General features: G+C 69.8%; 12 protein-coding genes. 11 read left to right on the top strand and 1 reads right to left on the bottom strand.

Going from position 1 to position 13,101, the window contains the following annotated elements; genetic code table 11:
- Positions 1-11: 11 nt before the first annotated feature.
- Both FBY21_RS09510 and FBY21_RS09505 read left to right on the top strand, forming a co-directional pair.
- On the top strand, positions 12-1,361 hold the full coding sequence (locus FBY21_RS09510) for an aminotransferase class III-fold pyridoxal phosphate-dependent enzyme (RefSeq protein ID WP_142010611.1): 1,350 nt from the start codon (positions 12-14) through the stop codon (positions 1,359-1,361).
- 95 nt (positions 1,362-1,456) lie between these two features.
- Positions 1,457-2,776 (top strand): alginate export family protein, encoded by a 1,320-nt coding sequence (locus FBY21_RS09505; RefSeq protein WP_142010609.1) that lies wholly within the window; start codon positions 1,457-1,459, stop codon positions 2,774-2,776.
- An 86-nt stretch (positions 2,777-2,862) separates the two neighbouring features.
- Here the strand turns inward: FBY21_RS09505 and FBY21_RS09500 are convergent, their stop codons facing one another.
- Positions 2,863-3,627 carry an IclR family transcriptional regulator gene (locus FBY21_RS09500; protein ID WP_074969440.1) on the bottom strand — a complete coding sequence of 255 codons (765 nt, stop codon included), beginning with the start codon at positions 3,625-3,627 and terminating at the stop codon, positions 2,863-2,865.
- 187 nt (positions 3,628-3,814) lie between these two features.
- On the opposite strand from FBY21_RS09500, the gene FBY21_RS09495 reads away from it, so the two are divergent.
- Genes FBY21_RS09495 through FBY21_RS09455 form a run of 9 tightly spaced genes read left to right on the top strand, consistent with a single transcriptional unit; the run spans position 3,815 to position 13,090 of the window.
- Positions 3,815-5,356 (top strand): acetolactate synthase large subunit, encoded by a 1,542-nt coding sequence (locus tag FBY21_RS09495; RefSeq protein ID WP_142010606.1) that lies wholly within the window; start codon positions 3,815-3,817, stop codon positions 5,354-5,356.
- A 13-nt stretch (positions 5,357-5,369) separates the two neighbouring features.
- Positions 5,370-6,857 (top strand): aldehyde dehydrogenase family protein, encoded by a 1,488-nt coding sequence (locus FBY21_RS09490; protein WP_074969444.1) that lies wholly within the window; start codon positions 5,370-5,372, stop codon positions 6,855-6,857.
- Between the two features lie 25 nt (positions 6,858-6,882).
- The gene (locus tag FBY21_RS09485) at positions 6,883-7,677 is read left to right on the top strand and encodes an SDR family NAD(P)-dependent oxidoreductase (protein WP_074969446.1); all 795 of its coding nucleotides are present in this window, start codon (positions 6,883-6,885) and stop codon (positions 7,675-7,677) included.
- A 12-nt stretch (positions 7,678-7,689) separates the two neighbouring features.
- Entirely contained in the window at positions 7,690-8,745 is a 1,056-nt protein-coding gene (locus FBY21_RS09480) for a WD40/YVTN/BNR-like repeat-containing protein (RefSeq protein WP_142010604.1), read from the top strand.
- Positions 8,746-8,755: 10 nt separating this feature from the next.
- Positions 8,756-9,205, top strand: coding sequence for a VOC family protein (locus FBY21_RS09475; RefSeq protein ID WP_074969451.1), 450 nt, complete (start codon positions 8,756-8,758; stop codon positions 9,203-9,205).
- 10 nt (positions 9,206-9,215) lie between these two features.
- Positions 9,216-9,818: an amino acid synthesis family protein gene (locus FBY21_RS09470; protein WP_142010601.1), complete on the top strand. Its 603-nt coding sequence runs from the start codon at positions 9,216-9,218 to the stop codon at positions 9,816-9,818.
- A 28-nt stretch (positions 9,819-9,846) separates the two neighbouring features.
- Positions 9,847-10,716 carry an alpha/beta fold hydrolase gene (locus FBY21_RS09465; protein WP_142010599.1) on the top strand — a complete coding sequence of 290 codons (870 nt, stop codon included), beginning with the start codon at positions 9,847-9,849 and terminating at the stop codon, positions 10,714-10,716.
- Positions 10,713-12,320 carry a bifunctional 3-(3-hydroxy-phenyl)propionate/3-hydroxycinnamic acid hydroxylase gene (locus tag FBY21_RS09460; RefSeq protein WP_142010597.1) on the top strand — a complete coding sequence of 536 codons (1,608 nt, stop codon included), beginning with the start codon at positions 10,713-10,715 and terminating at the stop codon, positions 12,318-12,320. The genes FBY21_RS09465 and FBY21_RS09460 overlap by 4 nt, the downstream gene beginning before the upstream one ends.
- The gene (locus FBY21_RS09455; RefSeq protein ID WP_142010595.1) at positions 12,317-13,090 is read left to right on the top strand and encodes a 2-keto-4-pentenoate hydratase; all 774 of its coding nucleotides are present in this window, start codon (positions 12,317-12,319) and stop codon (positions 13,088-13,090) included. The genes FBY21_RS09460 and FBY21_RS09455 overlap by 4 nt, the downstream gene beginning before the upstream one ends.
- Positions 13,091-13,101: the final 11 nt, after the last annotated feature.

Genomic DNA, 13,101 nt, shown 5'->3' with positions numbered 1-13,101 from the left:
GGAGCAGCACCATGTACGAGCGCTACAAGACCGCCGAGAAGAAGTTCTGGCACCCCATGAGTGCCTCCGCCGCCGCCCATCGTGGCAAGACCCTGGTCATCGCCCGGGGCGACGGCAACCACATCACCGACATCGACGGCAATCGCCTGCTGGATGGCGTCGGCGGGCTGTGGAACGTCAACGTCGGGCACAACCGCGCCGAAGTGAAGGCCGCCATCGCCGCGCAACTGGACGAGCTGGCCTACTACCAGACCTTCGACGGCATCGCCCACCCCCGGGTCTTCGACCTGGCCGACCGGCTCACCGCGATGTTCGCCCAGGAGCGCATGACCCGGGTGCTGTTCAACTCCGGCGGATCGGACGCCGTGGAAACCGCCCTGAAGATGGCCCGTCAGTACTGGATCGCCGCCGGCCAGCCCGGTCGCACGCGCTTCCTGTCGCTGCGCAACGGCTACCACGGCGTGCACATCGGTGGCACCTCGGTGGGGGGCAACGGCGTGTACCACTACAACCACGGCCCGCTGCTGGGCGGCTGCCACCTGCTGGACACCCCCTGGCTCTACCGCAACCCCTGGGACTGCCGCGACCCGGAGCAACTGGTGGAGCACTGCATCCGACAGCTCGAAGAGCAGATCGCCCTGCTCGGCGCCCAGACCATCGCCGCCTTCATCGCCGAGCCGGTGCAGGGCGCCGGTGGCGTGATCGTGCCGCCGGCCACCTACTGGAAGCGCCTGCGCGAGGTCTGCGACCGCCACGAGATCCTGCTGATCGCCGACGAAGTGGTCACCGGCTTCGGCCGCTCCGGCTGCATGCTCGGCAGCCGTGGCTGGGGCGTCGCCCCCGACATCCTCTGCCTGGCCAAGGGCATCTCCGCCGGCTACATCCCCCTGGGTGCCACGCTGTTCAACCAGCGCATCAGCGACGCCATCGAACACGGCCCCGGCTTCAGCAACGTGGTCATGCACGGCTACACCTACAGCGGGCATCCCACCGCCTGCGCCGCCGCCCTGGCGGTGCTGGACATCGTCGAAGCCGAGGACCTGCCCGGCAACGCCGCACGGGTCGGGGCGGCGCTCATCGAGCAACTGCTGCCCCTGGCCGAACGCTACGACGTGGTGGGCGAGGTGCGTGGCAAGGGGCTGATGATCGCCCTCGACCTGGTGGCCGACAAACGCACCCGGCAACCCCTGGACCCGGCTGCTGGCCACGCCGCACGCATTGCCGAGAGCGCCCGTGCCGAAGGCGTACTGGTACGCCCGGTGGGCAACAAGATCATCCTCTCGCCGCCGCTGACCCTGACCCTGGACGAAGCCGGCACCCTCGCGGCCGCGCTCGACGCAGCGCTCGCCCAGAACCGCTGACCACGCGGCCCCGCCCGCGCGGCCAGCGCCGCGCGGGCCTTCCTCTGCCCAGAAGACCTACAACAACCTCCCAGTGCGGATGAGGAGCATCAGTCATGCAGCAACGAAAAATCGGCAAGGCCATCACCGGCGGATTCATCCTGGCCCTGGGGCTCGGCGGCCAGGCCAGCGCCTATGAGCTCTACGCCGACGACGACACCCACCTGAACGCGGATGTCCTCGCCGTGTTCGGCTGGATGAACAGCCGCAAGAACTACGACGGCACCTCGGGCGGCTCCACCTGGCGCGAAGGCTTCGTCAAGTACGGCCTCAGCGGCGACCAGGGGCTTGGCGGCCGTGGCAGCGCCTACGGCGCTCTCAACTGGGTCAGTTCCGGCACCTGGGGCGATGGCGATGCCGGCGGCAACACGACCGGCCGCGAGCGCACCACCCGGATCGAGGACGCCTACCTGGGCTGGCGCTCCGGCGACCTGCTGCCGCAACTGGGCCAGGACGGCCTGGACCTCTCCGCCGGCCGCCAGGTGGTCAAGCTGGGGCGCGGTTTCATCGTCAACGACGACGGTCCCAACCTCGGCCAGGGCCCGGCCGACGGCGCCCTCGACCGTGGCGGTGCCTACTACATCGCCGCACGCCATGCCTTCGACCGCACCGCCGTTGTACGCCTGGGCGGCGAGGACGGCCTGCACGGCAGCGCGGTGTGGCTGAAGTCGGACAACCGCGCCCAGGCCGAAACCGAGCTTGCCGCCGGCACCCTGGACTACACCGGCCAGGCCGGCACCCTGGGCTTGACCTGGGTGCATGGCCTCGACGTGACCGACCGCTGGGCCAGCGACTTCCAGAAGCAGCGCGAAGGCATGGACATCGTCAGCCTGCGCGGGGAGGGCGATGCCGGCATCGAACACGCCCACTTCGCCTTCGAGTACGCCTGGCAGGACAAGGACGCCGGCCGCGAGAAGGCCTGGTACGCCGAGGCCGGCTACACCTTCGCCGAGCTGCCCTGGACCCCGGACCTCACCTACCGCTACACCCGCTACTCCGAAAGCTGGGATGCGCTGTTCACCGGCCTCAGCACCACCTACGGCACCTGGTTCCAGGGCGAGGTGGCGGCCAACTACGCCGGGCCGTTCAACCGCAACACCGGCATCCACCACCTTGGCCTGACGCTGCAACCCACCGAGACGGTGAAGGTCGGCGCGCTGTACTTCGACTTCCACACCCTGCACGACCGCCAGAGCCTCGACCTGGATGCCCGCGAGCTGGACCTCTACGTCGAATGGGCGGCCACCGAGCACCTGATCATCACGCCGCTGATCGGCCTCTACCAGCCGGACAAAAGCGCCAGCAACGGCGGCAACCAGGTGGGCGGCCATGGCACCAATGTCTACAGCCAGTTGGTGGTGGCGGTGCCGTTCTAGGACAGGAGGCGGGCCTGTCGCTGGCGTTCAGGCCCGCAATCGACCCCATGCAGCGGATTGCAAATCCGCTGCATGTTCCCCCGGCGTCAGCCGCCCGACCCCCCTTGCCGCTGCATGTTGGCGGCGATGCGGCGGGTGGTGTCCACCAGCATGTCGGTCACCGTTTCCTGGCGCAGCAGCTTGAAGTCGTGGGTGGGGCCGACCACGGAGAGGCTGCCGAGGATGCTCTTGTCATCGAGGCTGAGGATGGGCGCGGCGATGCCGGTGAGGCCGATGTTCAGCTCGTCGCGGGTCAGGCAGTAGCCGTCCTTGCGGATGCGCTTGGCGGCCCGTGCGAACTCCGACCAGCTGCCGGCGCTGTAGGGGTTGCCGGGGTCCTTCGAAATGCGTTCCTCGAACAGCTTCTGCAGGCGCTTGCCCTTCTGGTAGGCCACCAGCACCTTCGACTGTGCGCCCCGGAACAGGGGCAGCGGCTGCCCCCGGCCGAAGGCGAAGTGGTAGGTGTCGCTGTTCTCGGTGATGTAGGTGTTGATGATGCGGTCGTCGTAGAAGACGCTGGCGAACACCGCCAGCCCGGTCTCTTCAGCCAGGGCATGCATCAGCTCGCGGCCGGCGCTGAGGATCGGGTCGTACTGCCGCATCATCCAGTCCAGTTCGATGATGCGTGGCCCCAGCCCATAGCTGCCGGCACCCACCCGGGTGAGCAGGCCGGCTTCGCACAGGTCCTTCACGTAGCGGTACACCGTGGCGCGGGAAAGCCCCATGCGCGAGGCGATGGTGTCCGGGTCCACCTGGAGTTGGTCGGGGCCGAAGAGGTCGAGGACGGCCAGGGTCTTGCTCAAGCTGCTCATTGGGGGCGTACCTGCGGGGCGGGCTGGGCGGTGGACGGAACGATACCGCGTTGTGGCGTTTGAAAGGGGCTGGAAAATCTCATTTATCTCGTATTTTGAGCTTTTTGATTCGTAATGCGTTGTGGTGCGTCATTCCGAGTGGAATAAATCTCACACCGAGTCATGCAACCCAGTGAGATCGCTTCCCATGAATGGTGCCGAACTGCTCATCAAGGCCGCTGTCGCCAGCGGGATCGAATACTGCTTCGCCAACCCCGGGACCACCGAGATTCCCCTGGTCGCCGCCCTGGCCGGCGAGCCTCGCCTGAAGCCCGTGCTGTCGCTGTTCGAAGGGGTCTGCACCGGCGCTGCCGACGGCTACGGCCGCATCGCCGAGCGACCGGCGCTGACCCTGACCCACCTGGGGCCGGGCTTCGCCAACGGCATTGCCAACCTGCACAACGCCCGCCGCGCCCATACGCCGATCGTCAACGTGATCGGCGACCACGCCTCCTGGCACGTCAACTACGACCCGCCCCTGGCCAGCGACATCGATGCCCTGGCCGGCGCCGTGTCCGGCTGGGTGCGCACCACCCGAAGTGCCGCGCTGATCGGTGAGGACTTGCAGAGCGCCGTGCAGGCTGCCTGGCAGCCCCGTGGCCAGGTCGCCAGCCTGGTGCTGCCGATGGACTTCCAGGCCCAGGCGGTCGGCCCGCTGCGGCCCCTTACGGCCATTCGCGCGCCGCAGCGCCGCTACGACGACGCCAAGGTGGAGGCGCTGGCCCGCGCACTGCGTGCCGGCAAACGCCTGGTGTTCATCGTTGGCGACAGCGGCCTGTCAGAGGTCGGCCTGAAGGCGGCCGGTCGCCTGGCCGGCCTGCCGGGCGTGCGCTGCTTCGCCGAGACCTTCCCGCGTCTCAGCCAGCGGGGCGGCGGCCTGCCCGACCTGGACCGGCTGCCGTACTTCCCCGAGGTGGCCATCGAGATCCTCGACCAGTACGACGCGGTGGTCTGCGCCGGCGTGCCCGAGCCCATCAGCTACTTCGGCTACGAGGGCATCCCCTCGCGCCTCGCCGAGCGCGACCGGTTGCTGCACCTGGCCGACGTGGGGGACGACGTGGCCGCCGCCCTCGATGCGCTGGCCGAGCTGATGGAGGCGCCGGACTGGGTGGCGACCCCGGTGGGTGTCGAGCTGCCGGCGGCCGATGCCGCCCTCACGCCGCAGTCCGTCGGCCGGGTGCTGGCGGCGGCCCTGCCAGAGGACAGCATCGTCTCGGTGGAGGGGGGCACCTGCGGCTACCCGTTCTTCACCGCCTCGGCCAACGCCGCGCGGCACCGGGTGATGACCAACACCGGCGGCGCCATCGGCCAGGGGATTCCGGTGGGCTTCGGCGCGGCCCTGGCCGAGCGCGGCAACCGGGTGTTCTGCCTGCAGTCCGACGGCAGCGCCCAGTACACCATCCAGACGCTGTGGAGCATCGCCCGCGAGCAATTGCCGGTGGTGATCCTCATCGCCGCCAACCACCGCTACGCAATCCTGCAGAACGAGCTGCGGCGCTTCGGCGTCAGCGAACTCGGCCCCGAGGCGCTGAGCCTCACCGAGCTGGACCGCCCCCGGGTCGACTGGAAGGCCCTGGCCAAGGGCTACGGCGTACCCGCCAGCACCGTCCACAGCAACGCCGAGCTGCAGCGCGCCCTGGCGCTCGCCAGCGCGGCGGACGGTCCCTGCCTGATCGAAATGGCACTCTGACGGAGGCCCGCCCATGCACCCGATTCCCTTGCTTCCCAGTGTTCGCGCGTTCCTCGCCACGCCCCGCCAGCTGTTCATCGGCGGCACCTGGCAGGAGGCCGCCAGCGGGCGCCGCTTCAGCGTCGAGAACCCGGCCGATGAGTCGCCGATCGCCGAAGTGGCCCAGGGCGCGGCGGCGGATGTGGACGCCGCCGTCGCCGCCGCCCGTGCCGCCTTCGAAGGCCCCTGGCGGCGCGAGACGCCCGCCCGGCGTGGCCTGTTGCTGTGGCGCCTGGCCGAGCTGATCGAGGCCCACCAGGAGGAGCTGGCGCAGCTGATCACCCTGGAGAACGGCAAGCCCATCGCCAATGCCCGGGGCGAGGCCGCCAGCGCGGCCAACATCATCCGCTACTTCGCCGGCTGGCCCACCAAGATCGAGGGCGGCACGCTGCCGGTGTCGCCGGCCAGCGGGCCGATGCTCAACTACACCCTGCGCGAACCGGTGGGCGTCTGCGCGCTGATCGTGCCGTGGAACTTCCCGCTGACCATGTGCGTGTGGAAGCTCGGCCCGGCCCTGGCCACCGGCTGCACCGCCGTGCTCAAGCCGGCCGAGCAGACCCCGCTGGTGGCGGTGCGCCTGGTGCAACTGATCGAGGCGGCGGGCTTCCCCGCCGGCGTGGTCAACCTGGTGACCGGCTTCGGCGTGGACACCGGCGCGCCGCTGGCGCAGCACCCGGACGTGGACAAGATCGCCTTCACCGGCTCGACCCAGATCGGCCGGCTGATCGCCCAGGCGGCCACCGGCAACATGAAGAAGGTGTCCCTGGAGCTGGGCGGCAAGTCACCGAACATCATCCTGCCGGATGCCGACATCGCCCGCGCCGCCAAGGGCGCTGCCGACGGCATCTTCTACAACCAGGGCCAGGTGTGCACCGCCGGCTCCCGGCTCTATGTCCACGACAGCGTGCTGGAGCCGGTGCTCGACGAGCTGCGCCGGCACGCTGCCGCCCATGTGCTGGGCGCGGGCCTGGTGCCTTCCACCACCCTCGGGCCGCTGGTCTCCGGCCGTCAGTGGGGCACCGTCAGCGGCTACCTGCAGCGTGGCCTGGCCGAGGGTGCCGAGCTGGTGTGCGGCGGTGCTCGCCCCGGGCACCTGGAGCGCGGCCACTTCATCGAACCGACGGTGTTCCTCGACCGCGCCGAGCGCGCCTGCATCGCCCGGGAAGAGATCTTCGGCCCGGTGCTCACGGTGATGCGCTGGTCCGACCTGGACGACCTGGTGCTGCGCGCCAACGACTCGCCCTACGGACTGGCCGCCGGGGTCTGGACCCGCGACCTGCGCTCGGCGCACCGCATCGCCGCCGCGCTCAAGGCCGGCTCGGTGTGGATCAACTGCTGGAACGTGGTCGACCCGGCCTCGCCCTTCGGCGGCTACAAGCAATCCGGCTGGGGCCGGGAAATGAGCAAGCACGTGATCGACGCGTACACCGAGACCAAGAGCGTGTACGTCGATCTCGCCTGACGCACCCACGACAAGAGGAACGAACATGGATCTGGAACTGAACGGCCGCGTGGCCATCGTCACCGGCGGCGGCATGGGTATCGGCAAGGAGGTCGCCCGCTTCCTGTCCCAGGAGGGCTGCAAGGTGGTGGTCTGCGCGCGGCGCATGGAATACCTGAAGCAGGCCGCCGAGGAGATCAGCGCCGAAACCGGCAACGAGGTGCTGCCGCTGTTCTGCGACACCAACGACATGTCCGCCGTGGCCGACATGGTCAGCGAGACCCAGCGCCACTTCGGCCGCATCGACATCCTGGTCAATGGCGCCGCCGCGCCGTCGGGCGTGGTGCGCAACGACATCGAGCACGCCGGCGACGATGAGTTGCTGGCGGACCTGAACACCAAGGTGATCGGCTACTTCCGCTGTGCCAAGGCCGTGACCCCGCACATGAAGGCCGCCGGGTTCGGCCGCATCATCAACATCGGTGGCCTCACCGGGCGCGGCAGCAAGGTGCTGTCGGGCATGCGCAACCTGGCCATCGCCCACATGACCAAGACGCTCTCCGACCAGCTCGGCCCCTTCGGCGTCACCGTCAACCTGATCCACCCCGGCGTGGTGGACACCCCGCACATCCAGGAGCTGTACGAGCGTGAAGGCCTCAAGCAGGGCAAGACGCCGCAGCAGGTGGAGCAGGGCTACATCGACGCCACGCCCATCCGCCGCACCCTGCAACCCATCGAGATGGGCTGGCTGATCGGCTTCCTGGCATCACCCAAGGCCGGCGCGGTCACGGGCGAATCCATCGGCATCGATGGCGGCCTGACCCGCGGCATCTTCATCTGAGGAGGACCAGACATGAGTAACGGAACGCTGCTCGTCGCCACCGTCGGCCAGGCCGTGATCCGCAGTGCCGACCAGGGCCGCAGCTGGCACCGCCTGGGGCTCGGCCAGCCACTGGAGTTCGACGCCATCACCCGCTCGCTGAGCCTCAGCCCGCAGGCGCCGGAGGTGATCTACGCCGGCGCCGACGTGGGCCTGATCGTCAGCCGCGACGTGGGCAACAGCTGGACGCGGGTGGAGTCGCCGTTCAACGGCCAGACCGTGTGGAAGGTCGCCGTGGACCCGCAGGACCCGCAGCGGATCTTCGTCGGCACCGGCGCCCCGTCCCGCGCGGTGCTCTGGCGCAGCCTGGATGCCGGCGCCAGCTGGTACCGGGTGCCGGTGGAGATCCCCGAGTTCTGCGGCGGGGTGAACCGCCCCCGGCTGCTGGCCTTCGCCTACGACCCGACCGACCGCCAGCAGGTCTGGTTCGGCCTGGAGGAGGGCGGCCTGTTCCACAGCCGCGACGGCGGCGACACCTTCACCCGCGTCGATGACCGCCTGCTGTGGGACTACAACTCGGACATCCACAACATCCAGGTGCTGCCCAACCACGGGCGCAAGGTGATCGTGGTCGCCTGTGTCAACGCCGTCTACCGCAGCGTCGACGAGGGCCTGACCTGGGAGGGCACCCTGGCCCGCGAAGCCTTCGGGCTCTACTACGTGCGCGCGCTGAACGCCCCGCTGGGCAGCCAGGACACGCTCTACCTGAGCATCTCCGACGGCACGCCGGGCACCACCAGCAAGATCCTGGTCTCCCGCGATTGCGCGGCGAGCTGGGAGGTCCTGCCCCTGCCGCAGCAGCCCAACTCCTGCGTCTGGGCCATCGCCTTCGACCCGTCCAACCCGCGTCGCATCGTCGCCGGGACCAAGTACGGCCACCTGTTCACCTCGGAGAACGGCGGCGATGGCTGGCAGAAGCAGTGGCGCGACTTCAGCGAGATCGCCGACGTGCTCTGGACCCCGGCGGTGGCCGACATCCGTCCGGCGCACCAGTCCATCGTCACCCCGACCATCGCCACCCAGCCCTGAGGAGACCGCCATGAAAGTCGAGGTCGTACGGACCCACCTGTCGCTCTTCGTGCGCGACCCGGCGCACTCTGCGCGCTGGTACGCGGACATCCTCGGGATGCACGAGAGCGCCCGGGGCGAGCGCTGGATCATGATGGCGTTCGGCAGCAAGCACCACGACATCGCCCTGATCGAGGCCGAGCCCGGCGCCCAGCAGGGCGGCCTGGGGTTGCAGCACTACGGGCTGGAGATCGCCGGCGACATGGACACGCTGCGGGGCCTCTACGGCATGTTGCTGGCCAAGGGCGTGGAGGTGGTGAAGATCACCGACCACGAGATCGGCCACGGGGTGTACTTCAACGACCCGGACGGCAACCGCCTCGAATTCTTCCTCGAAACCGACCACGACGACGCACGGGCCAAGGCGCGCTTCAAGGCCGCCGGCGCACCGAGCCGTCATTTCCATCTCGACCCGCTCTGAGGAACCGCCCATGAAACCGAACACCTTCGCCCACTACCACATCCGCAAGTGGTACAGCTTCGTCGAGGAAACCCTGGCCAACGAGAGCGGCCAACTGGCCGACGGCGAGCCACTGTTCAAGTACGTGGTCGCGGCGGCGATCCACAACCCCTATGCCGGTCGCTTCAGCCAGGACCTCACCGAGCTGGTGGAGGGCTCGCCGGAACTGGGCCGCGAGTTCGGTCGGCGCATCCGGGAACTGGCCGGCGAGCGCGCCATCGAGAGCTACGGCAAGGCCTGCCTGGTGGGCACCCAGTGCGAGTACGAGCACGGCAACGCCTTCCTCACCAACCCGGCGGCCGACCCGGTGCGCGTGGCGCTCGGGGGCGGCAAGTCCTGGGTGCCGTCCACCGGCAAGCGGGGCGCGCCGGGGGCGACCATCGACGTGCCGCTGGCCCACAAGGACGCGCTCTACGTGCGCTCCCACTACGACACGGTTTCCGTGTCCTTCGGCGACGGCCCCGCGCCGGACGAGGTGATCATCATCTGGGCCTTCGCCACCCGTGGCCGCCTGCATGCGCGCCTGGGCGGCCTGGCAGCCCAGGACATCCAGGGCGACAACGGCCTGGTCTGAGTAGCGCCTTGGCGCCGGGGGAGACGTGATGGTTGCGCACAGCCTGTTCTTCAACAACCGCAGCGGCCTGCGGCTGCACCACCTGCGCTGGGGCGAGCCCGGCGGCATTCCGGTGCTGCTGCTGCACGGCTTGCGCGCCTATGCCCAGACCTGGGAGGCGCTGGCCGGCGCCCTGGGGCCGGGCTACTGCTGCCATGCCCTGGACCAGCGCGGCCGGGGCCTGAGCGACTGGGCCGACTGGCCCAGCTACCGCACCGAGGTCTACGTGGACGACCTGGAGGATTGGGTGGCGCACCTGGGGCTCGGGCGCTTCGTGCTGGTGGGGCACTCCCTGGGCGGCGCCAACGCGCTGGAGTATGCGCGGCGCAATCCGGGGCGGCTGCGGGCGCTGGTGATCGAGGACATCGGCCCCGGCTCCTCCAGCAGCGGCCAGGGTGCCGAGCGCATCCGCCGGGAGATGCGCGAGACGCCCCTGCGCTTCGCCGACTGGGCCGACGCGGAGGCCTTCTGGCGCCAGGCGCGCAGCGGGCTCTCGGCGCAGGGACTGGCCGCGCGCCTGGCCCATTCTATGAAGGCCGATGGCCAGGGCGTCACCTGGCGGCATGACCAGCAGGGCATCGCCGAGGCCCGCCTGAGCATCGAGCCGACGGACCTCTGGCCAGCGGTGCGGGCGCTCGACTGCCCGGCGCTGTTCATCCGCGGCGGCCGCTCGGACTTCCTGCCACCGGCGATGCTGGCGGCCCTGCGCGAGGCCAATCCGAACATTGCGACGGCGGAAATCGCCAATGCCAGCCACTATGTGCACGACGAGCAGGGCACGGCGTTCAACTGCCTGGTGGCCCTGTACCTCGACGAGCAGCTGGCACGACAACAACAAGAAGCGGGTGAGAGAGCATGAGACGCGAACGCACGGAGGTGGTGATCGTCGGCGCGGGGCCGAACGGCATCACGGCGGCCCACTACATGGGCCTGTACGGCATCGATTGCGTGGTGCTGGAGCTGGCCGAGGAGATCCTGCCCTATCCGCGCGCGGTGGGCATGGACGACGAGGCGCTGCGGGTGCTGCAGACCGTCGGCGTGGCCGACCTGGCCCACCGCGACATGATCAGCAACGTCCCGCTGCGCTACTACAACGCGCGGGGCGTGTGCTTCGCCGAGGTAAAGCCGAGCACCGCCCAGTACGGCTGGCCGATGCGCAACATCTTCATGCAGCAGTTGCTCGAACGCACCCTGCGGGACGAGCTGGCCGGGCGCGAGCACGTGGATGTCCGCCTGGGCCATGAAATGCTGGCGCTGGAGCAGGACGACGACGGCGTGACGCTCCAGGTCAAGGATCGCCAGGGTGAGGTCTACGCGCTCCAGGCCCGCTACGTGATCGCGGCGGACGGCGGTCGTTCGGCGGTGCGCAAGCAACTGGGCATCGAGCTGGTGGGGCTGACCCACCCGCGCAAATGGGTGGTGGTGGACGCCACCAACGATTCCCTGGATGCGCCCTACACGGCCCTGCACGCCGACCCGCAGCGGCCCTTCGTGTGCATCTACCTGCCGTACCGCCAGCGCCGCTGGGAATTCATGCTGATGGAGCATGAGGACGAGGCGAAGATGTGCGAGGAGGCCAACATCCGCCGGCTCATCCGTGGCCACATCGGCGAGGCCGTGGACCAGCTGGAGATCGTCCGCATCCGCGCCTACACCCACAACTCGCGGGTGGCCGAGCGCTTCGTGGAAGGGCGGGTGGCGCTGATCGGCGATGCCGCGCACATCTCCCCGCCCTGGGCCGGGCAGGGGCTCAACTCCGGCCTGCGCGACGTGGCCAACCTGTGCTGGAAGATCGCCGCCGTGCTCAAGGGCCGTGCGCGCCCGGCGCTGCTGCAGACCTACGACACCGAGCGCCGCGGGCACGCGCTGGACCTCATCTCGCTGGCCGACAACATGGGCGCGGTGCTGGGCCTGACCAACCCGCTGATGGCCGGGGTGCGGGACTGGATGTTCCAGGCTGTGAACACCGTCGACAGCCTGCGTTCGCACCTGCTGGAGTTCAAGTTCAAGCCCAAGGCGACCATCTCCAAGGGCTTCGTCCACCATGAGCGCCCCGACCTGCGCGAAGGCGACCTGGAAGGTCAGCTGTTCATCCAGCCCTTCGTCGAGGACGGCCAGGGCGGCCGCCAGCGCCTGGACGAGGTGCTGGGCCCCTGGTTCGCGGTGATCGGCTACCGGGTCAACCCCGCAGCGGGGCTGTCGGCACAGACCCGTGCCTTCTGGGACGGGCTGGAGACGCGCTTCATCCAGGTCAACCGTTCGCGCAGCGGTCTTGGCCGTCACCAGCCCCTGGTGGCCGAGGGCGCCATCAGCGTGGAGGACGTCGATAACCAGCTGGGCGACTGGTTCGCCAGCGCCCGCGACAGCATCGTGGTGGTGCGGCCGGATCGCTTCATCGCCGCCATCACCACCCCCGAGCGCCTGGACGAAGTGCTGGGCAAGCTGGCGAGGCAACTGGCGTGAGCCGGGGTGCCGGGTTGGCGGCCGCCCTGTTGCAGGCCCAGGCCCGCGCGACGCCGCTGGCGCCCGCCTGCGGCGAGGGGCTGACGCTGGACGACGGGTTGCAGGTGCAGCACCAGGCGCTGGCGCGGCGCCTGGCAGCAGGTGAGCGCCTGACGGGGTGGAAGGTGGCCTTCGCCGGTGCCGCTGCCCAGCGCCGCTTCGGCCTGAGCGAGCCGGTGTACGGCACGCTGACCGATGCCATGTGCGTGCCGCCGGGCACCACGCTGGCGCTGGGCGGGCTGGTCCAGCCGAAGCTGGAGGTGGAGCTGGCGCTGATCCTCGGTGCGCCGCTGCGGCCGGGCACCTGGGACGACGCGGCACTGCTCGGGGCGGTGGCGGCGGTGGCGCCGGCATTCGAGGTGGCGGATTGCCGCTGGTCGGGATGGCGGTTCGGCGCGGGGGCGTTCCTTGCGGACAACGCGGCGGCGGCCCTCTACTGCCTGGGCAAACCCCAGGCGTTCGGCCCGGCGCATCACGCCGGGCTGGACTGGCAACTGGAATCCGAGGGCGCCGTGCTGGGTGCGGGCAGCAGCCCGGGGGAGGGCGATGCGCCGTTGCCCAATGCCTGCTGGGCCTTGCGTCGCCTGCTGGCCGACGGCGCCTCGTTGCAGCCCGGCCAGGTGATTCTCAGCGGGGCGCTGCTGCCGCCGCTGGACATCCGGCCGGTGGAGTACCGCTTGCGGATGCTGGGCACGGAACTTGCCCTGAGGTTCGTCCAGGACGATTCCTGAGCCAGGGAGGC

The organism is Pseudomonas sp. SLBN-26, from assembly GCF_006715895.1.
Lineage (GTDB): Bacteria > Pseudomonadota > Gammaproteobacteria > Pseudomonadales > Pseudomonadaceae > Metapseudomonas > Metapseudomonas otitidis.
Note: the sequence above shows the minus strand (reverse complement) of the source record. Positions and strands in the feature narration are given on the sequence as shown.